This window comes from Erythrobacter sp. (genome assembly GCF_030066995.1).
Classification (GTDB): domain Bacteria; phylum Pseudomonadota; class Alphaproteobacteria; order Sphingomonadales; family Sphingomonadaceae; genus Erythrobacter.
This window is the reverse complement of the sequence record NZ_JASJAP010000001.1, coordinates 1,162,198-1,183,335: the sequence shown is the minus strand read 5'-3', so window position 1 is coordinate 1,183,335 and position 21,138 is coordinate 1,162,198. Positions and strand designations below refer to the sequence as shown.

Annotated in this window: 21 protein-coding genes; 10 read left to right on the top strand and 11 right to left on the bottom strand. The window is 61.8% G+C overall.

Going from position 1 to position 21,138, the window contains the following annotated elements:
• Positions 1 to 40: 40 nt before the first annotated feature.
• Positions 41 to 1,213: an aromatic ring-hydroxylating dioxygenase subunit alpha gene (locus tag QNI87_RS05660; RefSeq protein ID WP_300595123.1), complete on the bottom strand. Its 1,173-nt coding sequence runs from the start codon at positions 1,211 to 1,213 to the stop codon at positions 41 to 43.
• 88 nt (positions 1,214 to 1,301) lie between these two features.
• On the opposite strand from QNI87_RS05660, the gene QNI87_RS05655 reads away from it, so the two are divergent.
• The gene (locus QNI87_RS05655) at positions 1,302 to 2,726 is read left to right on the top strand and encodes an MFS transporter (RefSeq protein ID WP_300595121.1); all 1,425 of its coding nucleotides are present in this window, start codon (positions 1,302 to 1,304) and stop codon (positions 2,724 to 2,726) included.
• Here the strand turns inward: QNI87_RS05655 and QNI87_RS05650 are convergent, their stop codons facing one another.
• The 9 genes from QNI87_RS05650 to purB all read right to left on the bottom strand — a co-directional run bounded on the left by QNI87_RS05650 (position 2,727) and on the right by purB (position 11,271).
• Positions 2,727 to 4,034, bottom strand: coding sequence for a folylpolyglutamate synthase/dihydrofolate synthase family protein (locus QNI87_RS05650; protein ID WP_300595119.1), 1,308 nt, complete (start codon positions 4,032 to 4,034; stop codon positions 2,727 to 2,729).
• A 9-nt stretch (positions 4,035 to 4,043) separates the two neighbouring features.
• Positions 4,044 to 4,895 carry an acetyl-CoA carboxylase, carboxyltransferase subunit beta gene (gene accD / locus QNI87_RS05645; protein WP_300595117.1) on the bottom strand — a complete coding sequence of 284 codons (852 nt, stop codon included), beginning with the start codon at positions 4,893 to 4,895 and terminating at the stop codon, positions 4,044 to 4,046.
• A 6-nt stretch (positions 4,896 to 4,901) separates the two neighbouring features.
• Positions 4,902 to 5,690 (bottom strand): tryptophan synthase subunit alpha, encoded by a 789-nt coding sequence (gene trpA, locus QNI87_RS05640; RefSeq protein WP_300595115.1) that lies wholly within the window; start codon positions 5,688 to 5,690, stop codon positions 4,902 to 4,904.
• 2 nt (positions 5,691 to 5,692) lie between these two features.
• Complete coding sequence (locus QNI87_RS05635) at positions 5,693 to 6,085, bottom strand: DUF559 domain-containing protein (RefSeq protein WP_300595113.1); 393 nt, start codon at positions 6,083 to 6,085, stop codon at positions 5,693 to 5,695.
• A 676-nt stretch (positions 6,086 to 6,761) separates the two neighbouring features.
• On the bottom strand, positions 6,762 to 7,997 hold the full coding sequence (gene trpB / locus QNI87_RS05630) for a tryptophan synthase subunit beta (RefSeq protein ID WP_300595111.1): 1,236 nt from the start codon (positions 7,995 to 7,997) through the stop codon (positions 6,762 to 6,764).
• Positions 7,998 to 8,103: 106 nt separating this feature from the next.
• Positions 8,104 to 8,745, bottom strand: coding sequence for a phosphoribosylanthranilate isomerase (locus QNI87_RS05625; RefSeq protein ID WP_300595109.1), 642 nt, complete (start codon positions 8,743 to 8,745; stop codon positions 8,104 to 8,106).
• A gap of 9 nt (positions 8,746 to 8,754) precedes the next feature.
• Positions 8,755 to 9,429, bottom strand: coding sequence for an orotidine-5'-phosphate decarboxylase (pyrF, locus tag QNI87_RS05620; RefSeq protein ID WP_300595107.1), 675 nt, complete (start codon positions 9,427 to 9,429; stop codon positions 8,755 to 8,757).
• Between the two features lie 22 nt (positions 9,430 to 9,451).
• Positions 9,452 to 9,841 (bottom strand): hypothetical protein, encoded by a 390-nt coding sequence (locus QNI87_RS05615; RefSeq protein ID WP_300595105.1) that lies wholly within the window; start codon positions 9,839 to 9,841, stop codon positions 9,452 to 9,454.
• A 119-nt stretch (positions 9,842 to 9,960) separates the two neighbouring features.
• Positions 9,961 to 11,271: an adenylosuccinate lyase gene (purB, locus tag QNI87_RS05610; protein WP_300595103.1), complete on the bottom strand. Its 1,311-nt coding sequence runs from the start codon at positions 11,269 to 11,271 to the stop codon at positions 9,961 to 9,963.
• 128 nt (positions 11,272 to 11,399) lie between these two features.
• Here purB and QNI87_RS05605 point away from each other — a divergent pair, with 128 nt between their 5' ends.
• Complete coding sequence (locus QNI87_RS05605) at positions 11,400 to 13,625, top strand: FAD-dependent oxidoreductase (RefSeq protein WP_300595326.1); 2,226 nt, start codon at positions 11,400 to 11,402, stop codon at positions 13,623 to 13,625.
• Here the strand turns inward: QNI87_RS05605 and radC are convergent.
• A complete protein-coding gene (gene radC, locus QNI87_RS05600) occupies positions 13,622 to 14,314 on the bottom strand; it encodes a DNA repair protein RadC (protein WP_300595325.1) in 693 nt (230 codons plus the stop codon). The two genes, QNI87_RS05605 and radC, sit on opposite strands and share 4 nt — an antisense overlap.
• Before the next feature lie 209 nt (positions 14,315 to 14,523).
• Between radC and QNI87_RS05595 the strand changes: the two genes are divergently transcribed.
• The 8 genes from QNI87_RS05595 to QNI87_RS05560 all read left to right on the top strand — a co-directional run bounded on the left by QNI87_RS05595 (position 14,524) and on the right by QNI87_RS05560 (position 21,131).
• Positions 14,524 to 17,673, top strand: a complete 3,150-nt coding sequence (locus QNI87_RS05595; protein WP_300595101.1) for a YdbH domain-containing protein — start codon at positions 14,524 to 14,526, stop codon at positions 17,671 to 17,673.
• Positions 17,674 to 17,744: 71 nt separating this feature from the next.
• Positions 17,745 to 17,936 (top strand): YnbE family lipoprotein, encoded by a 192-nt coding sequence (locus QNI87_RS05590; RefSeq protein ID WP_300595099.1) that lies wholly within the window; start codon positions 17,745 to 17,747, stop codon positions 17,934 to 17,936.
• Between the two features lie 49 nt (positions 17,937 to 17,985).
• Complete coding sequence (locus QNI87_RS05585) at positions 17,986 to 18,375, top strand: YdbL family protein (RefSeq protein WP_300595097.1); 390 nt, start codon at positions 17,986 to 17,988, stop codon at positions 18,373 to 18,375.
• Between the two features lie 171 nt (positions 18,376 to 18,546).
• Complete coding sequence (locus QNI87_RS05580) at positions 18,547 to 18,885, top strand: AtpZ/AtpI family protein (protein ID WP_300595095.1); 339 nt, start codon at positions 18,547 to 18,549, stop codon at positions 18,883 to 18,885.
• Between the two features lie 94 nt (positions 18,886 to 18,979).
• Complete coding sequence (locus QNI87_RS05575) at positions 18,980 to 19,738, top strand: F0F1 ATP synthase subunit A (protein WP_300595324.1); 759 nt, start codon at positions 18,980 to 18,982, stop codon at positions 19,736 to 19,738.
• A gap of 37 nt (positions 19,739 to 19,775) precedes the next feature.
• On the top strand, positions 19,776 to 20,003 hold the full coding sequence (locus QNI87_RS05570; RefSeq protein ID WP_300595093.1) for a F0F1 ATP synthase subunit C: 228 nt from the start codon (positions 19,776 to 19,778) through the stop codon (positions 20,001 to 20,003).
• A gap of 74 nt (positions 20,004 to 20,077) precedes the next feature.
• The gene (locus tag QNI87_RS05565) at positions 20,078 to 20,572 is read left to right on the top strand and encodes an ATPase (RefSeq protein WP_300595091.1); all 495 of its coding nucleotides are present in this window, start codon (positions 20,078 to 20,080) and stop codon (positions 20,570 to 20,572) included.
• Positions 20,565 to 21,131 carry a hypothetical protein gene (locus QNI87_RS05560; protein ID WP_300595089.1) on the top strand — a complete coding sequence of 189 codons (567 nt, stop codon included), beginning with the start codon at positions 20,565 to 20,567 and terminating at the stop codon, positions 21,129 to 21,131. Before QNI87_RS05565 ends, QNI87_RS05560 begins: the two co-directional genes overlap by 8 nt.
• Positions 21,132 to 21,138: the final 7 nt, after the last annotated feature.

The window sequence follows — 21,138 nt, the reverse complement described above, 5'->3', positions numbered from 1 at the left end:
AAGCCGCAGGGTGAACCGTCTCGAAGGGCGCGAAAGGAGATCAGCCGGCCTTGGCCATCGCCTCCGCAACAATGGCGTTGAAACGCGCGACTCCGCCCTCAAGCGTGCCGAGAGTGAGTTCGTCGATCGCCCCGCTTTCGAGACCCTGTTGGCCCAGTTCCGCCGCGCGAAAGTCCTCGCAGGCAAACACCCCGCCATCGAGCAGCGCCCAGCTGCGTTCCCAGTGATCGCGCGCCTTGTTTGTTGCGGGCGGCTCTGGGATCAGCATGAAGTCTTCGACCAGCGTGAGGTCGTGCGCCTGCGGCATCAGCACCATGACGTTCACGTAATCGGGACTGGGCACGATCACGGTTGCGGGCAGCAATTGGTAGGCGAAGGTGACCAAACGACGAAGCGCCGCCATATCCGTAAGGTCGATCCCGTCCATTTCCTCCGCGCGGCCCACCGCCGAGCGCAGATGCGGCCCGACCTCATCACCGGCGGTTACGCCATCCTTGAAGAACGGCCCGATCGTGTTCGCGTGGAGGCGCGTGACGTGATAGCTCTCAAGGAACGCGTCCATGATGAGCTTCCAATTGCCTTTGACCGTGTGGGTCTTGCGCCGGAAGAGATAGGCCTCGGGCATACCGAAAGCGGTGAAGTCCTCGCTCACTCGCGCCGCATCGCCGAAATCGGCGTTTTCATTGTGCGCGAACCAGATCAGGCCGCCCCCTTCCAGACTTGGAAGCTCGATAAGAGCGTGGTTGGACTTGTCGAGATCGGGGAAAGTTTCGGGCCGAGGCAGGGCGAGCAGCTTGCCATCAAGACCATAGGTCCACGCGTGATAGGGGCACACCAGCCGTGCCCCGCATTGAGCCTCATTACCTTCCACCAGCCGCGTGCCGCGATGGCGGCAGACATTGAGGAACACGCGGGCGACGCCCTGCCTGTCGCGTGTGATCAGGAGCGGGCGCCCTGTGTCATCGTGCGGCACGGCCATGCCGGGCTCAGGCAGAAGCGCGCTTGGCACCAGCACTTGGGGCAAGCGGTCGAACAACGCCGCCTTCTCGGCGGCGAAATGCGCAGGGTCGGTGTAGTGGCGCGCCGGAACTCTTGAGCCCCCTGCGCGGCGCCGATCCTCGCCATCGCGCACCAGCTCGGCGAGTTTTACCTGCCCAGGGGTTGCGCGCCTTGGCGCCGATGGCTTTTGCAATTGTGTTGTGGACGCGTTCATAGCGGCGTCTTTACCCCTCTGGCTTATTCCTCTCATCCGCGCCTAGTGTCGCACAGATCATATAGTTTTCAAAAGGACGAGTTCGCGTATGGATTGGAGCACGGGCATATTGTTCGGAGTGATCGTCGGCGTTGTCGGCCTCGCCTATCTGGTACCCGCCTTCGCTCCATATCGTCGCAGAATGCCGTTCGTTGCGTTTCTGCTCGGCATTTCATCGGGTTTCCCGCTCACGCTGTTGCTGGGGACGATGACGTTCTGGCTATCTAAAGTGGGCATCGACAAGTCTACAATTGGCTTCGCGATCGGGCTGACCACGCCATACACGCTTAAGTTTCTGTGGGCGCCATTTGTCGATAAGACCCGCATTCCCATTCTCTCCAACCTGTTCGGGCAGCGGCGAGCGTGGCTCTTTGCTGTGCAGGCGGCGCTCGTGTTCGCCCTTTGGCAGCTCGGCACCAGCAACCCGACGAATGAGAATATTGGCGCGTTTGCGCTCTGGGCGATTGTGGTCGCGTTTCTTTCGGCCACGCAAGACATCGTAATTGACGCCTACCGGATCGAGATTCTGCCCGACGCGGAAATTGCGCACGGGACGGCGATGAACCAGTTCGGATATCGCACAGGCAATCTGCTGGCAGGCGCGGGTACGATTTACCTTGCTTCGTCCGAGGGGTACGATGTTGGCTGGGCTATGGCGTATGGGCTAACAAGCTTTCTAGTTCTTCCAGCCGCTCTTGGTGCGCTTTGGGCCGGGGCCGGGCGCTACGATCCGAGCACTGCTCGCGCAGCTGGACAGAAGTTTCGCGAGTGGCTCTTGGAGACCGTCGTGAACCCATTCCGCGAGTTTCTCGGGCGTAAGGGCGCTGTGCTGATCCTGCTTTTCGTGCTTATCTACAAGGTTGGTGATGCGATGGGGCAGGGAATGTTGAACCCGATGATCGTTGAGCTGGGCTTTACCGATACGGAGTTCATCACAATCAACAAGTTCGTCGGCTTTGCCGCTTTGATCGTAGGGTCGGCGCTTGGCGGTCCTTTCATCGCGTGGCTGGGCATGGGGCGCGCGCTTATCATCTCTGGGTTGCTGATGATGCTGTCGAACTTCCTGTTCGTCCTCCTTGCAATTGTCGGCCATTCGCCGCTTATGCTCGCTATAGCGGTGGGCACGGAGAATTTGACAAGCGGGATCGGACTTACGGTTTTCGTGACGTATCTCTCGGGGCTTTCCAACCTTGCCTACACGGCAACGCAGTTTGCGTTGCTTTCGAGCTTTGCCGCCGTGGGTCGGACCTGGTTGGCCACTCCGTCTGGCTATCTTGCGGAAAACCTGGGTTGGGTCGGGTTCTGGACGTTTACAGTGATCGTTGCGGTTCCGGGCATGGCGCTGCTGTGGCTATTGTGGAGCAAAGGATTTGTGGTCGAAAGCGTTCGCCAGACGGGTCCCGATCAGGACGAGGTGGCCGATGATCCCCCGGAGCCCGTCAACGTAAAGCCGCGCGCATCTCCGGCTGAGTGACTACTCAGGCATCTGCCCATTCAGGCGAAGCGCGTCGCCGACCAGATAGAGCGAGCCGGTGATGAATATCGGGAGCGTGTCCTCGGGCAATTGCGCGATCGCGCTTGCAAGGTCGAGCGCGCTCTTTGCGCCTTTGCCGAAGGCCGCTGGCGGATGCCACTCGTGATCGGGCACCGGCACGGCGGTGACGGTCTTGCACCAGGGGCGCATGGGCTCGATGATCGCCTCGGGATTCTTGTTTGCCAGCATCCCGATGATCAGATGGACGCTGTCGTCTGCCCAGAAATCCGCCATCGCCTTCCCGGCGCTGGGATTGTGCCCGCCATCGACCCAGACTTCGCGCCCCTGGGTGAGCGGCCCTTCCTTCAATTGCTGAAACCGGCCCGGCCAATCGACGTAGGTGAGGCCCTGCGCCATCGCCTTTTCCGAGACTTCGATCTCTTCCTGATGGCGCAGCATTGCAAGCGCCAGCCCTGCGTTGCGGATCTGGTGTGGCCCGTGAAGAGTGGGCAAGGGCAGGCTAAGCTCCCCGAACTCGTCGCGATAGATGTGGCGGTTTTCCGGCTCGGCGAGTTCGAACTTGTTCGACCACTTATCGCCCTTGAGCGCCAGCGGAGCGCCCACGCTTTCGGCCCGAATGATGATTTGGCTGGTGGCTTCGGGCACCTGATCGAGCGCGACAAGCGGTGTGTTCTTCTTGGCGATCCCTGCCTTTTCGAACGCGATGCGCGCCATGGGATTTTGCGGCGTGCCTTCCTCAGGTGCGAGCAGGAAGCGTTCGTGATCAAGGCCCAGAGCCGCGATCCCGCTGACCGCGACGGCCGATGGTTCGAGCACGTTGGTTGCGTCAAACCGCCCGCCAAGGCCGACTTCGACCACGCAGGCCTCTGCCGGCTCGCGTGAGAAAGCGAGGAACGCCGCCGCAATCGTCACCTCGAAGAAGCTCGGCCCCAAATCCTCGCTGACATTGAGCACTTCCTCAAGCACGCCCGCGAGAGCGGTGTCCGAGATAAGCTCGCCCGCGATACGAATGCGCTCGTTGTAGCGAACCAGATGCGGGCTGGTCGTGACGTGGACGCGCTTCCCATCGGCCTCGAGCATGGCGCGCAGGAAAGCGCAGACCGATCCCTTGCCGTTGGTTCCCGCGACATGGAAGACGGGCGGCAGCTTGCGGTGCGGGTTGCCAAGACGCTCCATCAGCGCGGTGATCGTGCCGAGGCCAAAGCGACCTTGCGGCACGCTCAACAGCGCAAGGCGATCAAGCTGAGCCTGCACCCGAGGGTCATTCGAGCGCCCGAAATCCACCATCGCGCGAAACTAGGCCGCCTCGGCGGGCTGCATGTAGTCGAGCACCTGCGCGAGCTTCGCCTTGAGCTCGTGGCGGTGCACGACCATGTCGACCATTCCGTGCTTGTGCAGATACTCCGCGCGCTGGAAGCCTTCGGGCAATTGTTCACGGATCGTGTCCTGGATCACGCGCTGCCCGGCAAAGCCGATAAGCGCGCCGGGCTCGGCTATATGGATGTCGCCCAGCATGGCGTAGCTCGCCGTGACCCCGCCAGTGGTCGGATCGGTCAGGACGACAATGTAGGGAAGCCCGGCCTTCTTCAGCCGCCGGGTCATCACGGTCGCGCGCGGCATCTGCATCAGGCTGAGAATACCTTCCTGCATGCGCGCGCCGCCCGCGGCGGTCACTACGACAAAGGCGCATTTGCGGGTCAGCGCACGCTCGGCGGCGGCGCAGAACGCCATGCCGACCGCCATACCCATAGAGCCGCCCAGGAACGAAAAGTCCTGCACGCCGACCACTGCGGGTTGGCCATCAATCGCTCCCGAGCCGACGACAAACGCGTCCTCATGCGGGTTGGCCGCGCGCGCCGCTTTGAGGCGTTCGGTGTATTTCTTGGAATCCTTGAATTTCAGCGGGTCTTCGGTGACCTGCGGCTGCGGCAGCAGCTCAAAGCCGGGGTCGAGCAGCATCGCAAGCCGCGTATCCGCGCCAATGCGCCCGTGATGGTCGCAGCGCGGGCACACCCGCCCATTCTCATCGTATTCCGCCACGAAGAGCATTTCATGGCAATTCGAGCACTTGATCCACAGATCCTTTTCGGTGCTCTTTTTCTCCTCGCCGAAACCCAGCGAGTTGCGGACACGGTTGAACCAGTTCATTTGATTCTATCCCTTGTTGCCAGCGTGTCTGATCGCGTTGACCATGCTGGCTGTCAGCTCCTTTAGCTTAGCCGGGGCCTCAGCGCCATACTCCCCGACCAGATCGACAAACGCAGAGCCAACCACGACGCCGTCCGCGACCTTGGCGATGGCCTCGGCCTGCTGCGGTGTGCGCACGCCGAAGCCGACCGCGACGGGCAGATCGGTCGCGGCCTTGAGTGCGCCGACCGCCTCTTCGATCGAGCTTTGAGCGGCTTGCTGAAGCCCGGTGATCCCGGCGACCGAGACGTAATAGAGAAACCCGTCGGAGCCTTCGAGCACCTGAGGCAGGCGCGCTGCGTCGGTGGTGGGTGTGGCGAGGCGAATGGGGGCGATGCCCGCCTCGCGCAAAGCCGGGCCAAGCTCGCCGTCTTCCTCGGGCGGGATATCGACGCAGATGACGCCATCGACGCCCGCCTTTTGCGCGGCCTGCGCAAACCATTTGGGCCCGCGACGGATCATAGGGTTGGCATAGCCCATGAGGACCAAGGGTGTGTCCGGGTGCCTTTCACGAAACTCGGACGCTATCTGGAGCACATCGGCGGTGGTTGTGCCTGCGCCCAGCGCGCGAAGGTTGGCCGCTTGGATCGCCGGCCCATCGGCCATGGGATCGGTGAACGGCATCCCCAGCTCGATTATGTCAGCACCGCCTGCGACGAGAGCATCAAGATTTGCCCCCGTGTCTCCATCGCCTGCGGTGATGAAGGCGACAAAGGCGGCGCGGGACTTGGCAAAGGCGGATTGGAGGCGGGTCATGTTCAAGCCCCCTCACCTTTAGGGGAGGGGGTTGGGGGAGGGGGCGACGCCCGTAGCTTAGCCACACCCTTAGAAATCTGTGTCAAAACCCCATCCATATTGTTCATGACTTCGATATTCGAGAATCTGATCACATGGTATCCTAGGTCTTCCAGAAACTGCGTTCGCTTAGCGTCATAGCGCTCTTGGCCCGAGTGGCTATCCCCATCAATCTCAACCACCAACTTTGGCTCATTCGAGGCGAAGTCCGCGATGCAATGGCCGATCACCTTTTGCCGGCGAAACTTGATGCCCTCGAACCGTTCGGCGCGTAATTCATGCCAAATCCTTCGTTCGGGCTCAGGCATTTTCTTTCGCATTGCTCTCGCTCGGTTCGTGAGGCGAGGGTCGCGCATCACCCCACTCCCAACCCTCTCCCCAATTGGGGAGAGGGCTTTTGCGATTTGGCAAAGGCGGATTGGAGGCGGGTCATGTATTGTGTTTCTTTCGAAAGAGATTGCTGAGAGCAAAGACCGCAAGCCCTAGGAACAATGTGAACTTAGCCGTTCCCAGACTGAAGCTGGCGCCCACGAGCATACTTCCAATCCAGCCACCGAGTGTAATGAGGCTCGCAGCGGCGAAACCCGCACCCGTGGCTTCGGATAGCGAAGGTCTCACATCTTGACTCCCTGCTGAGGTCTTGCGTCATTGCGAGCGGAGCGAAGCAATCCAGGGCGAGGCGCTCGACCTCTCTGGATTGCCGCGTCGCTTCGCTCCTCGCAATGACGAGTTGAGTGGTTGGTAAAGAACAAATCTCTACCCCGAACTTCGCTCCCTCGTCACCCTGAACTTGTTTCAGGGTCCATCACAAACATCCCTGAGGTGGCAAGGAGCGAGACATGGATGCTGGAAGCGTAGCTGGCCTTGGCCAAACAGGTTCAGGGTGACGGGTAGGGGCGAAGGGGCGCGATCCTGATTCCGTTTTGCTCGCTTCGTCGTTCCGGCGAAGGCCGGAATCCAGTGATTCGGGGCACAACGCGTTCCATTCTGGACCCCGGCCTGCGCCGGGGTGACGGGCGTGGTGTGAGGTGTTCACATCTCCACCCCGAGCTTCTCGGCCACGGTAAAGATGTCCTTATCCCCTCTGCCGCACAGGTTCATGAGTACGATCTGGTCTTCGCGCATGGTCTTCGCGCGTTCAACGACGGCGTGGAGTGCGTGGCTGGGCTCCAATGCGGGGATGATGCCTTCGGTGCGGCACAGCAGTTGGAAACCCTCTAAAGCCTCATCGTCGGTGACGGCAGTGTATTCGACGCGGCCTGTCTCTTTCAGCCAGGCGTGTTCGGGGCCGATGCCGGGATAGTCGAGCCCGGCGCTGATCGAATGGCCTTCGGTGATCTGGCCGTCCTCGTCCTGGAGCAGGTAGGTCTTGTTGCCGTGGAGCACGCCCGGCGCGCCGCCCAAGAGGCTGGCGGCGTGTTCGTCGCCATCAAGGCCATGGCCCGCCGCCTCGACGCCGAGCATTTTCACGTCGCGATCATCGAGGAAGGGGTGGAACAGGCCTAGCGCGTTGGAGCCACCGCCAATGCAGGCGACCAACAGGTCCGGCAGCTTGCCCGTGCGCGCCAGCATCTGAGCGCGCGCTTCGGTGCCGATCACGCTTTGGAAATTGCGCACCATCTCGGGGTAGGGATGCGGGCCCGCGGCGGTGCCGATGATGTAGAAAGTGTCGTGAACGTTGGCGACCCAATCGCGCAGACCTTCGTTCATCGCGTCTTTCAGCGTCGCGCCGCCACTGGTGACGGGGACGACTTTGGCTCCCAGAAGCTTCATGCGAAAGACATTGGGCGATTGGCGCGCGACGTCCTCGGCGCCCATATAGATGACGCAAGGCAGGCCAAATCGCGCGCAAACGGTCGCGGTCGCAACACCGTGCTGGCCCGCGCCGGTCTCGGCGATGATCCGGGTTTTGCCCATGCGCCTGGCGAGCAGGATCTGCCCGATACAGTTGTTAATTTTGTGCGCGCCGGTGTGATTTAATTCGTCGCGCTTGAACCAAATTTGCGCTCCCAATCCCGGATTGGTCCCCTCTCGCATGTACTTGGTCAACCTTTCGGCGAAGTAGAGCGGCGAGGGGCGCCCGACATAATGCTCGAGCAGATCGTCGAACTCGGCCTGGAATGCGGGGTCTTCCTGCGCCGCGCGGTATTCGCGTTCCAGATCGAGGATCAGCGGCATCAGCGTCTCGGCGACGTAGCGCCCGCCAAACTGGCCAAAGTGCCCGCGATCATCGGGCTGGGTGCGAAAACTGTTGGGAGCGGTGGCCAATTCAAAAATCCGTTCGGGCTGAGCCTGTCGAAGCCCCGTTCTCTAACTTCCGGCGCAGCGTTTAAAGAAGTGCAGCCCTTCGACTTAGCTCAGGGCGAGCGGGGTATTAAGCATTTAGCGCGGCTTTGCAGAAGGCGGCGATCTTGTCCACGTCCTTGACCCCCGGCGCGCTCTCCACGCCGCTGGAGACATCTAGGAAGTCGGCGCCGGTCGCACGGATCGCCAGCGCGACGTTGCCGGGGGTGAGCCCGCCCGCCAGCGCCCATGGGGAGCGGTGGGGGTAGTCTTTCAGGATCGCCCAGTCGAAGGCTTCGCCGCGGCCGCCGGGAAGCGCCGAGCCTTCAGGTGCGGGCGCGTCGAAAAGCAGGCGGTCGGCTAGGCCATCGTAGATCGCGCTTTCATCGAGCGATGCGCGGCTGTGCGCGGGCAGAGCTTTCCAGACTTCAATACCAAAGCGCTTCTTGACGGCGAAGAGAGCCTCCGGTGGTTCGCTGCCATGGAACTGGATCACGTCAGGCCGCAGCGTTTCAGCGATGTTCGCAAGGGTGAGCCCACCGGGATTGACGACAAGGACGACCATTTTGACGCTTTCGGGCACGGCTCGGCGAAGCGCTGCGGCGCGTTCAAGATCGACGTGACGCGGGCTCTTCGCAAAATGGACCAGCCCAATATGCGTCGCGCCCGCCTCGGCGGCAGCCGCGATGGCTTCAGGGGTAGAGACACCGCAGATTTTGATCTGCATGGGCATTGGGTCGGCCTACAGCGTCGCCTCGATCGCCCGCGCGGCGGCTTGGGGATCATCGGCCCGGCTGATGGGGCGACCTATCACCAGCACGCTGGCGCCGTTGTCGCGCGCCGAGCGCGGTGTCACAACGCGCTTCTGATCGCCGGTTCCTGATCCTTGAGGGCGAAGGCCGGGGACGACGAAATAGCCGTCTTTCCACTCCTTGTGGACTTTGCCCACTTCCTTTCCCGAGCACACGATCCCGTCCAGCCCGGCTTTGTGCGCCAGCTCCGCCAGCCGCATGACCTGCGTCTCCGCGCTGCCATAGACGCCGGTCGCGGTGAGATCGCTTGAATCCATGCTGGTGAGCGTCGTGACGCCGACGACCTTGCACCCTTCGGCCGCGGCGGCTTTGGCGTCTTCCATCATGGCACGCCCGCCTGACGCGTGGACGGTGACGATCTTGGGCTCGTAGACATGGATCGCCTGCATAGCCCCGGCAACCGTGTTGGGGATGTCGTGGAATTTCAGGTCGAGAAAGATCGGCAATCCCATATGCGCGATTTCGTGCACGCCGTGCGGTCCGTGCGCACAAAAGAATTCCAGCCCCAGCTTTACACCTCCAATATGCGCCTTGACCTTGGAGAGGAGCGCCTTGGCAGGCTCGATCTGCGGCACATCAAGCGCGAGGTATACGGGGTTGCTCATGAATAGTCCTAGCTGATGAGGCCTATGGCGCGGCGGAGGTGTCGTCGGCCGGGGTCAGCGTGTCCCCAGGTTTTGCCGTGCTTTCGACAGGTTTGTCCACGCGCGGTGATGGTGCGCTCGCATCGCTCTTCGCTTCGCCGGAGCTTGGCGCGTGCCGCTGTTGAAGCGCGGTCGAGCGCGCGGCGTTCTCCAGGCTGCGAATGCGGCGGCTGAGGCTCCATTTGACGCTGCGATGGTAGGCCCACATCGGCACCAGGCCGAGCAGAAACGAGATGATTACGAGCGCAGGTACCTTGGTCTCCAGAACCAGATTCTCCCAAAGGGTCACCTCGACCGTGTCCCAGTTGAAGAAGGAAAAGGCGAGCAGCGCTACAAACAGCAGCACCCAGAGTATGGTCCTTACGATCTGCATGGGCTTGCAATCTCCCCCGTTCTTTCCGTCCCGTATGTGATCCTAGGCGATTTGCGCTGGCTGTCGAATCAATCCCGCAAGCGCGCGGATCCCTTGAAAAGCCTAGGCTACACTTGGTTTCAACCAAACACCCGGGCAAATATCGTGTCGACGCGCTTGAAATGGTAGGCGAGGTCGAACTTCTCCTCGAGCTCGGCTTCGGAAAGCGCGGCGGCCACGTTCGGGTCGGCCTTGAGGAGATCGAGCAATTGCAGCGCGCCGGAACTGTCCCAAACCTTCATCGCGTTGCGTTGGACAAGCCGGTAAGCTTCCTCGCGCGTCACCCCCGCCTGGGTCAGCGCCAGCAGCACGCGCTGCGAGTGAACAAGGCCGCCCATTGCATCGAGATTGGTCTGCATGCGCTCCGGGTAGACCAATAGCTTCTCGACCACGCCGGTCAGACGCGCGAGCGAGAAATCAAGCGTGATGGTCGCATCGGGACCGATAAAGCGCTCTACCGAAGAGTGCGAAATGTCGCGCTCGTGCCACAGCGCTACGTTCTCCAGCGCGGGCAGGGCGTAGGCGCGGATCATGCGCGCTTGCCCCGTCAGGTTCTCGGTCAGCACCGGATTGCGTTTGTGCGGCATGGCGCTCGAGCCCTTTTGGCCCGGTGAGAAATACTCCTCGGCCTCGAGCACCTCGGTGCGCTGCAAATGGCGAATTTCGACCGCCAGGCGCTCTATCGAGCCAGCGATCACCGCCAGTGTCGCGAAATACATCGCGTGCCTGTCTCGCGGAATGACCTGGGTGCTGATGGGTTCGGGTGTGAGGCCAAGTTGCTCGGCCACATAGGCCTCGACCGAGGGATCGACGTTGGCGAACGTCCCAACCGCACCGGACACTGCGCAGGTCGCAATTTCGGCGCGCGCGGCGATCAGGCGCTGTCTGCACCGATCGAATTCGGCATAAGCCTGCGCCAGCTTGAGCCCGAAGGTCACCGGTTCGGCGTGAATGCCGTGGCTGCGCCCGATTGTGGCGGTGTATTTATGCTCCTCGGCCCGGGTCCTTAGCGCTGCCAGAAGGGCGTCAAGATCGGCCAGAAGGATGTCGGAAGCGCGCGCCAGCTGCACCGAAAGGGTCGTATCGAGCACATCCGATGACGTCATGCCCTGATGCATGAACCGCGCTTCTTCGCCGACATTCTCCGCGACCCAGGTGAGAAAGGCGATGACGTCATGCTTGGTCACCGCCTCGATTGCATCAATCGCATCGACATCGATCACCGGGTCCGTCGCCCACCAGTCCCACAGCGCCTTGGCCGCCGATTGGGGCACAACGCCTAGCTCGGCCAGCTTTTGGGTCGCATGGGCTTCGATCTCGAACCAGATCCTAAACTTGGCCTCAGGCTCCCAGATTGCGGACATTTCAGGACGGGCATAACGCGGAACCATGGCGTGATCTTTCGTGAAGGGAAGGATGGGTGCTGGGGCGCGGCTATGCGCGCATCCGCAACTTGGCAAGGCCGGGCTGTAACTTCACGGTGGGGAGCGGCGAACGAAGGGGCAGGAGGACAGTGTCGATGCACAGCGCCAAGTCGGCGTCGGGCAGTGCCGCGCGCGCTCGCCTGGCCGAGGAGAAGTATCCGCCGTTTGTTCGCGTGACCCTGCGTCGCTGGGTGAAATGGTATCTGGACGGCACCGAGACGTTCTGGCCGATCAGCGATGCGATGATCCGGTTCTTCGTCGGCATGTGGTTTCTTCGATCGGGCCTTGTGAAGGCTGCGGATTGGGAAACCGCGCTGTATCTTGCGGCCAACGAGTATCCGGTCAGCTGGATGGAGCCTGCGACCGCCGCGCTCATCGGCGTAGCGATCGAGCTCGTCGGTCCGGTGCTGCTCATTGCGGGGCTATTCACGCGGCCCGCGGCCATCGCCATGGCGGCGCTCACCGTGATATCGCAGGCGGCGTATGTGCCTACCACAAGCAATTTGGTCGTGATCGCCTTGCTCGTCTGGTACGCCGTGGCCGGGCCGGCGGCGCTTTCACTCGACCGGATGCTTGCCAGCGGGCTGCGGACCAGCGCGCTGCCTTTGGCCGGTCCGGCGATCCGCGCCGCCGATTGGTCTCGCGAGAACCTCGGCCCTGTCTTGCTGGCGATCCTGCGACTGTGGCTGGGCGTCACGCTGCTTGTCTATGCGGGCGTAGTCGAGCCGCCCGTGGCGATCCAGACGTGGTTGCCGACCATGGTCTTCTTTGGCTTTCCCGATTGGTTGGCGGTGGTGGTCTCGCTCTTCTTCTTCACCGGCTTTGGAGCCGTGATCGTTTCCTATGGCCTGTTCTTTCTCATCGCGTTCTTCATGATCGCCGACGCGCATCCCAACGTGACGCTCTTCCCGTTTCTCTTTCTTGCTCTTTACGAGGCACGCGGGGCGGGGCTCTTTTCAGTGGATCGCGCGATCCTGACGTGGATGGAACGGAACATCCTGTTCGACCGGAATTACGAAGACATACCGGAGAACTGGCCGCACGTCGTCGTCGTGGGGGCTGGATTTGGCGGGCTTGAGGCAGCGGCGCGGCTGAAACGCTTGCCAGTTCGCGTTACGCTTATCGACAAGCGCAACTACCACCTGTTTCAGCCACTGCTCTACCAAATTGCGACCGCGACACTCAACCCGGCCGACATCGCCACGCCCATCCGATCTCTGTTTCGCGGCGACGGAAATGTCCGCGTGTTGAAGGGTGAGGTCACCGCGATAGACCCCAGGGCAAAGACCCTGACACTGGCAAACGGTCGCGAGGAGAGCTTCGACCGGCTCGTGTTGGCGACGGGGGCGACCCACAGCTATCTTGGCAAGGATGAGTGGGGCGCTCACGCTCCGGGACTTAAGACAATCGAAGATGGCATCGCGGTACGCAGTACCATCTTGGATGCCTTCGAAAAGGCCGAAGCGATCGATGATCCGGAACGCATCAAACGCCTTTTGACCTTCGTTATCGTCGGCGCGGGTCCGACCGGGGTTGAGCTCGCCGGTGCCATCGCCGAGCTTGCCAGACTGCATGTCGAGCGCGAGTTTCGAACGGTCGATCCGGCAAGCGCGCGGGTGATCCTGGTGCAGTCGGCCCCGCGTATCCTTCCCGCCTTTCGCCCAGAGCTTTCGAGCAAGGCGCAGGCATCGCTCGAGGCGCTTGGTGTCGAGGTCCATGCGGGTCGAAGGGTGACGCGTATCAGCGCGAGCCAGGTTTGCATCGGGCAGGACGAGTGCATCGACAGCGAGACGGTTCTCTGGGCCGCTGGCGTCACCGCGTCACCCGCCGCCCAGTGGCTCGGCGCGAAATCCGATCGCTCTGGCCGGGTTGAGGTGGACGACCGTATGCGTGTGATCGGCGCTGATGGAAAGCCGATCGCTTCGATTTACGCCATCGGCGATACCGCAAGGAGCCTCGCGTGGGATGGAAAGCCGGTTCCGGGCCTGGCGCCCGCTGCCAAACAGGCGGGCGCTTATGTTTCTCGCATGGTCGAGGCGGAATTGCTTGGCAAGGAATCCCCCGGCCCCTTTGTCTACAAGCATCAGGGCAGCCTTGCCACCATTGGCCGCAAGTCGGCTGTCGCGGATTTTGGCCATTTCAGCCTTTCGGGGGCTAGCGCCTGGTGGCTTTGGGGTCTTGTCCATGTAGGCTTTCTGACTGGTGCCAGAAACCGGCTGACAGTCGCCATCAACTGGGGCTGGAGCTTTTTCGCCAACCACTCCGGGATCCGTCTGATCACGGGACCCGGCCAAGTCCCCCCAATGAACAAAGCGCCTTAACGAATAAGTCCGCGCGCGCGCAGGCTGACATGGCCCTCTCGACCGACGATGACGTGATCGTGCAACGTCACGCCCATGTGCTCACCGGCTTCGGCGATCTTCTGCGTAATCTGGATGTCGGCCCGGCTCGGTTCGGGGCTTCCGCTAGGGTGATTGTGAACGAGAATGAGCGCGGAAGCGCCCACATCCATCGCCCGGCCAATCACTTCGCGCGGATGTATGGCGGCTTCGTCGATCGATCCTTCTGCGTGGTGGTGATCATCGATCAGGCGATTCTTGGTGTCGAGGTAGAGCACCCGGACCCTCTCCTTGTTGAGATGGGCCATGTCGATCGCGAGATAATCGAGCAAAGCTTGCCAGCTTGAAAGGACAGGCTTGTCGGCCACTTCGCTCCGGGCCATGCGCCGCGCCGCTATAGCGACGCTCTTGAGCGCGGCTGCGCTGGTTTCGCCGACGCCGCTCACCTGCTGGAGCGCAGCCGGATCGGCGTTGAGCACGCCCGCAAGCGACCCGAAACGGGCTATCAAGGCTTTGGCGACCGGCTTGGTATCGCCTTGCCTGATCCCGGCAAACAAGAGGTATTCGAGCACTTCGTAATCCGCCAGCGCTTCGGCCCCACCCTTTATCAGCCGCTCTCGAAGACGAGCGCGATGGCCTTTGCCAGCAGCCTTGCCCGCGCTCTCGGTCATATCCGGCCGACCCAATGGCTCACCAAAATCAAAGCTGTCATCGCTCGTCGCCACCGGACCTCCCGTCGATCGCCAGCGCGCTTTTGCCTTGTGCTTCATTGCCTTTGCTTGAAGATGCGCGCAAGTGTCCGGGCGTCATGGGGTCAGTTGAGACGGATAATCCGCGGCGAGCGAAGGGCGGCTGGGCGCGCTGGCCTGCTCGCATCGGTGTGGCGCTGATAGTTCTCCTGCTTATCGTAGGGAGCACCCTTTGGTTTTCGCGCGAGCGCATCGCGACTGACCTGATCGACGACTACATCTCCCAGACCGGTCTTGAGGCCACTTACGACCTGGTCTCAATCGGCGCCAAACGCCAGGTGATCGCCAATGTCCTGGTCGGGGATCCGAGCGCGCCTGACCTTACGATCGAGCGTGTAACCGTTGATCTGAGCTATGGTTTTGGCACCCCGGAGGTCGGCTTCGTCAAGCTTGAGCGTCCAAAGCTGTTTGGCACCTTGATCGATGGCACTTTGAGTTTCGGTGCGCTTGACCCGATCGTGTTCGGCGAGAGCGCAGAACCGTTTGCCGGACTGCCCGAGATTGCCATCGATATCGTCGAGGGCGGCGCCCGTCTCGACACCGATTACGGCAGAATCGGATTGGCGCTTGAAGGGGAAGGGCCGCTGGATAATGGATTTGCCGGGACACTGGCGGTCGTCGCCCCCGATTTTGGCATCGACGAATGCGCGACAAGAAGCGCTACCGCCTATGGCACGCTCACCACGAAAGCCGGTTCACCGCGTTTCGAAGGGCCGCTTCGCCTGCGGCGGCTGAAGTGTGAGGGCGCCGAGCTGGCTTCGGTGGATGTTGGTGCTGTTCTGAGCGCTGACCGTGAGTTTGCACGCGTCGACGGGGAATTCGACCTCTCGACCGGAGCCATCGAATATTCCGGTAATCGGGCGCGCAGCGTATCCGGGCGGGCCGGCCTTTCGGCGGGCTGGGACGACCTGATTCTCGATCACGACCTCACGATTGAGGCGATCGATACCCCTTACGTCACGCTTGCGAGCTTGCGCGCCGATGGCGTCTTGCGCAGCGCTCGCGGTTTTACAGAAAGCTCGTGGAACGCCGATTTGCAAGGCGCGGAAGTGCTTGTGGCTCCCGCAGCGAGCGGTGCCATCGCCGAGGCGCGCAGAGCGGCTTCGGACACTCTGGTCGCCCCGCTGCTTGGCCGGTTCGAGCGCGGGCTGAGTGAGGCAATGGGCGGGAATGTGCTAAACGCCGATGTGGTCGGGCGGATCGGCCCCCGATCGGCCAGTGTTGTCGTCCCCACGGCTCGCCTGCGTAGCTCCAATGGCGACGTTCTGCTCGCGCTCTCGCGGGTCAGCTGGAGCGCGTCGGGTGAGGAGACTTCGACCCGTTTGTCGGGGAACATTTTAACCGGCGGGCAAGACCTGCCACAAATAACCGGTCGGTTTGAGCAGGATGCAGGGGCACCTCTGTCGATGCGGTTGTCGATGGCGCCCTACAGCGCCGGCGCGGACAGCCTCGAGCTCTCCCGCCTGAACCTTCGGGAGCTTCCGCAAGGGGGATTTGCCTTCGCTGGACGCGCGCAGGTGAGCGGAGCGATCCCGGGGGGCGCTGTTCGGAACCTGTCTCTGCCGCTCAATGGACGTTTCGAACCCGCAGCGGGGCTATCGGTTGGCGCACAGTGCGAGACGGTCCGGTTCGCTCAGATCCGATACGCCGATCTGTCCCTCGACAAGCAAACCTTGCGCCTATGCCCCGAGAAGGCGCGCGCGATGCTCACCTATGATGAGGCTCTCGAAATTGCGGTTCAGGCGAATAACGTGCGGGTCGTGGGCGCGCTTTCGGATTCGCCGACCCGGTTCGAAGCGCAGAACGCGCGGCTGCGCTACCCTGGCGGCTTCGAGCTGATGCAGGCCTCGGCCACTATCGGCGAACCAGACAACGCCCTGCGCCTGTCGAGCGCGCGCTTCACTGGCGCGTTGGAGGCTGAGACCAGCGGCGAGTTTTCAGGCGCGGCTGCGGGTCTTGATGTGGTGCCGCTCGATGTCAGCGATCTTGCTGGGCAATGGAGCTTCAACGACGGTGTCCTTTCCGTCTCGAAGGCCAGCTTTACACTGACGGATCGGGTGGAGGGGCTTGCGCGCTTCAATCCCCTCAGCTCGGAGGACGCCACTCTCACCTTGGATGGCTCGGAAGTCACCGCGCTCGCCCGCCTCAGCCACAAGGCTTCCGGAGCGCCGGTTACAAGCGTCGCGATTGCACACAGTCTCGCCTCGTCTGAGGGTTCCGCGCTGCTCGAAGTGGACGCTCTAAAGTTCGACGACAGCTTTGCCATGAGCGATCTCACGCCCCTTGCCGAAGGTGTAGTGGCTTACACGAACGGAACGGTTGCCGGGGAGGGCCGTATCGCCTGGGCAGGCGAGGATATCAGAAGCACCGGCGCGTTTCGTAGCGACAGTCTCGATCTTGCAGCCGCCTTTGGACCGGTCACCGGGATGAAGGGCGAGGTGCGTTTTAGCGATCTCCTGAGCATGACCACTGAGCCCTCTCAGGTCATCGAGATCGAATCGATCAATCCAGGCCTGGAGGTGCTGGCCGGAAAGGTCCGTTTCTCGCTCACTGACGGCGAGATCATCGACGTGGAGGACGCGCGCTGGCCGTTCATGGGCGGCAGCCTCATCATGAGACCAACGACGCTGCGCTATGGTACCGATTCCGAACAGCGCTACACCTTTGAGATCGTCGCGCTCGACGCGGCCAAATTCGTAACGCAAATGGAGCTGAGCAATCTGGGAGCGACCGGTATCTTCGACGGGCTGGTCCCGGTTGTTTTCGACGCGCAGGGCAATGGTCGGATCGAGGGAGGCGAACTCGCCAGCCGTCCACCCGGCGGGAATGTCTCCTATATCGGTGAGCTGACTTACGAGGATATGGGGACCATCAGCAACTTCGCGTTTCAGTCGCTGCGCAGTCTCGATTATCGCCACATGGGCGTGGATCTGGAGGGCGACCTGGCCGGAGAGATTATCACGCGTTTTCGAATTGATGGCGTGCGTCAGGGCGCGGACGCCAGCCAGAACTTCATCACACGACGCCTTTCAAGGCTGCCGATCCGGTTCAACGTGAATGTGCGGTCTGAAAACTTCTACGAACTGGCGACGATGGTCCGGACCTTTTGGGATCCGACTTCGCTTCCGGATGCGCCTCTGGACGAGATCAAGCGGGGTGACCCTTCGCGCCCCATGCGCGATGTTCCGGCGCCTCCATCGGAGACGGACGGGGTCGATACGGACGTTCTGCGCCCCGATGAACCCCGCGTTCAACCTCCAGAAAGCGAGACACTGCCATGATATTCTTGAAATTGACCGGAGCGCGCTCGCCTGCCAGTTTCCCGGTGAGAACAGGGAAAGGGGCGCGTGCGGTGCGAGCAGCGAGAGGATTGTCGACGGGGCTTTTGGTGATCGGCGCAGGCGCGCTTGGTGGCTGCATAAACGTCGCGGCGCCTGAAGACCCGATCGTGATCGAGCTGAACATAAATATTCGCCAGGAAGTCATTTACCGGCTCGCCGAAGACGCGGCCGATACGATTGAGGAAAACGCGGACATATTCTGAAAGCGCTTTCGGCGATGTTCAGAGGATGTTCGAGACCAAGGGAAGAGGCATGAGGTATCTGGGCAAAACCGTGTTGACCGCGACGGGCGCGCTCGCGCTTAGCGCTCTGGCAAGCGCACCGCTTTCGGCGCAGCGGGATCCCGCCTACGCTCAAGCTCGCGCGAACGGCGAGGTGGGTGAGCAGATTGACGGGTATCTCGGCGTTGTCGGCGCGGCGACGCCCGAACTGCGTCGCCTTGTTGATGACATAAACATCAAGCGGCGCGCGGTTTACGCAAGAAAAGCCCAGGAAAACAACGCGACTTTGGAGCAGTATGCGCTCACCGCCGGATGCCAGGCGATCGCCCGTACGGTTCCGGGGGAGAAGTACCAGGCGCCTGATCGCACATGGAAAACGCGAACGAGCGAGCCGCCGGAGCGACTGCCGCAGTGCCCCTAAGAGCGCACCGCGCCACGTACCACTTCGGGCCCGCCTTTCCAAAATAAGACGAAAGACGCATAATCGGGGCGTCGGGCATGGTTGACTTGAGATTTGCCCCCTTCTAAGGCGCGCCTGCCCTTGGCGGGCAGCTCTTTGCGCGTGCCTGACGCTCTTATTGGGACGCTAGGTGTGAACGAGGAAAAACCCGCACGGGAACCCATCGCTGAGGATGCGCGGCTCGACGCGCTCGATGAGCGGCTCAGAACCGCGACCGAGCGCGAAGAAAAGCGCAACTCGTCCAAAGTTCAGGGCGTTGATGCGAATTATCGCAGCGGCAACCGGGCCTTGGCGGACCTGATCGGCGGGGTGCTCGGTGGCACTGTTGTGGGCCTTGCTATTGACGCGCTGGCCGGCAGCACACCATGGGGTCTGTTGGTCTGCCTGTTCCTTGGGATCGGGGTGGCTTTCAGAAACATAATTTCAGCGGCGAACACCCGCCCTGACGATCAAGGCGACGCTCCGAAATAAGGCGAGGGCGCCGAACGTCTTGGTCAGGGGCGCGTTTCTTAGAAGGCATTGAGGACCGACAGACGTGGCAGCCGAAGAAGGCAAAGTCGATCCGATGAAGCAATTCCAGATTGAGCCGATCTTCGGGTCGGAAAACTGGGAGATTGCCGGGTTCAGCATCGCATTTACGAACTCTGCGCTGTGGATGGCCGTGACGGTCATCCTGCTGGTGGCGTTCGTCTATGGTGGAATGCGGCGTGAATTGGTGCCGGGCCGCTGGCAGATGGCGGTCGAGACCATGACCGGCTTCATCGACAACATGTTGGAGGCGAACATTGGCAAGGAAGGGCGCAAATACGTGCCCTACATTTTCAGCCTGTTCATGTTCATCCTCTTTGGCAACCTCTTGGGCCTTCTCCCGATCGGGCTGGTGGGTTTGCACCCGTTCACCTTCACCAGTCATTTCACGATTACGGGCGTGCTGGCGCTGATGAGCTTCTCGATTGTTCTGATCGTCGGTTTTTGGAAGCACGGCATCGGGTTTTTCGGCCTGTTTGTGCCGCACGGGACGCCCGTCCTGATGACCCCGCTTCTGTTCGTCATCGAACTGTTTTCTTTCCTCATTCGCCCGATCAGCCTTGCGCTGCGCTTGTTCGTGGCGATGATGGCCGGACACGTTCTTTTGAAGATTCTCGCGACCTTCGTGATCGACAGCCTCAACGCAGGACCGCTGCTGGGCGCGACGGTCGGTCCTGCCGCGCTCATCCTGATGATCGCGATCAGCGCGCTTGAGATCCTTGTGGCCGGCATCCAGGCCTACGTGTTCGCTCTGCTTTCGTCGCTGTACATCAACGACGCTGAAAACCTTCACTAATCCACTTACACAACGATTTTCCCAAGGAGTATTTAGAATGGATATGGAAGCCGCCAAGATGATCGGTGCCGGTCTCGCCGCCGTAGGCGCCGGACTTGCAGCTCTCGGTGTGGGCAACGTCTTTGCCTCGTTCCTCGAAGGCGCGCTGCGCAATCCGGGCGCGGCGGACAGCCAGCAGGGCCGCCTCTTCATTGGCTTCGCCGCCGCCGAACTTCTCGGTCTGCTGGCGTTCCTCGTGGCCGTCATCCTGGTCTTTGTCGCGTAAGCGATATCGCATTTGGTCAGGGACGCCATTTGATTGCGCCCTGACCAGACACGAACCTGCACGCGGACCAGCCAATGCCTCAGATAGATCAAGTCCTAGAGACGTTCTCCAGCCAGCTCTTCTGGCTCGCGGTGTTCTTCGGGATCACGTATTTCCTCGTCGGTCGGGGCATGGTCCCCAAGGTCATGGGAACGGTCGAACTTCGTGACAAGCAGATTGCCGACGACTTGGCGGCTGCCAAGGCGGCGCGCAACGCGGCGGACACGCAGGAAGAGGAATGGCGGCTTCGCGAGAACGAAAACCGTGCAGAAGCCCAGGCGCTTGTCGCGGAGGCCAAGACGAAAGCGGCAGCGAGCAGCGAGGCCAAGCTGTCCGAAGCGCAAGCGCGGCTCGACGCCAAACTGGCCGAAGCCGAGGCTCAGATCGAAGCGGCGCGCGCGAGTGCCATGACTGAGATCGAGAATGTGGCGGCCGACGCCGCGCGCGATATTGTCGCTCGCTTGGCGGGCGCCGATATCAGTGAAGCAGCGGCCAAAGCGGCGGTAAAGGAGGCCATGGTCGATGCTTAGTTTCACCGGTCTGATGATCGCGGCCAGCGAGCCAATGCTCGCTGACGACGGCGAAGGCGGGAAGTATCTGAAGGAAGAGTACGCCGCGCTTGGCTTCGACGATTATGGCTGGGTTGCGCTTGCCATGGCGATCCTTCTTGCAGTGATGGTCTGGAAAAAGGTGCCCAGCCTTCTGGCGGGTGGGCTCGATGCCAAGATCGAAGAAATCAAGTCTCAGCTCGAAGACGCCAAGGCCTTGCGGGCTGAGGCCGAAGCCCTGCGCGATGAATACGCCGCGAAGATGGCCGGCGCTCAGAAGGACGCCGAGGCCATGATGCAAAACGCGAAGGCCGAAGCCGACGCCCTGCTAGCCAAGGCCGAAAGCGACAGTGAGAAAATGGTCGAGCGGCGCCAGCGCATGGCTGAAGAGAAGATCGCGGCCGCTGAACGCGACGCGCTCGACGCCGTGCGCAAACGCGCGGTTGACGCGGCGGCCGTAGCGTCACGCTCGCTTATTGCGCAAAAGCATGATAGCAAAGCGGACAGCAAATTGGCGGATGAAGTGATTTCCCAGCTCTAGCGGCTCG

Coding starts and splice junctions, on each gene's coding strand:
- QNI87_RS05635 (WP_300595113.1), bottom strand. CDS start 6,085: ATGCGCGACCCTCGCCTCACGAACCGAGCGAGAGCAATGCGAAAGAAA.
- QNI87_RS05575 (WP_300595324.1), top strand. CDS start 18,980: ATGAAGCAATTCCAGATTGAGCCGATCTTCGGGTCGGAAAACTGGGAG.
- accD (WP_300595117.1), bottom strand. CDS start 4,895: ATGAACTGGTTCAACCGTGTCCGCAACTCGCTGGGTTTCGGCGAGGAG.
- QNI87_RS05650 (WP_300595119.1), bottom strand. CDS start 4,034: ATGGTGGATTTCGGGCGCTCGAATGACCCTCGGGTGCAGGCTCAGCTT.
- pyrF (WP_300595107.1), bottom strand. CDS start 9,429: ATGAGCAACCCCGTATACCTCGCGCTTGATGTGCCGCAGATCGAGCCT.
- QNI87_RS05565 (WP_300595091.1), top strand. CDS start 20,078: ATGCCTCAGATAGATCAAGTCCTAGAGACGTTCTCCAGCCAGCTCTTC.
- QNI87_RS05585 (WP_300595097.1), top strand. CDS start 17,986: ATGAGGTATCTGGGCAAAACCGTGTTGACCGCGACGGGCGCGCTCGCG.
- QNI87_RS05560 (WP_300595089.1), top strand. CDS start 20,565: ATGCTTAGTTTCACCGGTCTGATGATCGCGGCCAGCGAGCCAATGCTC.
- QNI87_RS05625 (WP_300595109.1), bottom strand. CDS start 8,745: ATGCCCATGCAGATCAAAATCTGCGGTGTCTCTACCCCTGAAGCCATC.
- QNI87_RS05655 (WP_300595121.1), top strand. CDS start 1,302: ATGGATTGGAGCACGGGCATATTGTTCGGAGTGATCGTCGGCGTTGTC.
- trpA (WP_300595115.1), bottom strand. CDS start 5,690: ATGACCCGCCTCCAATCCGCCTTTGCCAAGTCCCGCGCCGCCTTTGTC.
- purB (WP_300595103.1), bottom strand. CDS start 11,271: ATGGTTCCGCGTTATGCCCGTCCTGAAATGTCCGCAATCTGGGAGCCT.
- QNI87_RS05605 (WP_300595326.1), top strand. CDS start 11,400: ATGCACAGCGCCAAGTCGGCGTCGGGCAGTGCCGCGCGCGCTCGCCTG.
- radC (WP_300595325.1), bottom strand. CDS start 14,314: ATGACCGAGAGCGCGGGCAAGGCTGCTGGCAAAGGCCATCGCGCTCGT.
- QNI87_RS05570 (WP_300595093.1), top strand. CDS start 19,776: ATGGATATGGAAGCCGCCAAGATGATCGGTGCCGGTCTCGCCGCCGTA.
- QNI87_RS05615 (WP_300595105.1), bottom strand. CDS start 9,841: ATGCAGATCGTAAGGACCATACTCTGGGTGCTGCTGTTTGTAGCGCTG.
- QNI87_RS05660 (WP_300595123.1), bottom strand. CDS start 1,213: ATGAACGCGTCCACAACACAATTGCAAAAGCCATCGGCGCCAAGGCGC.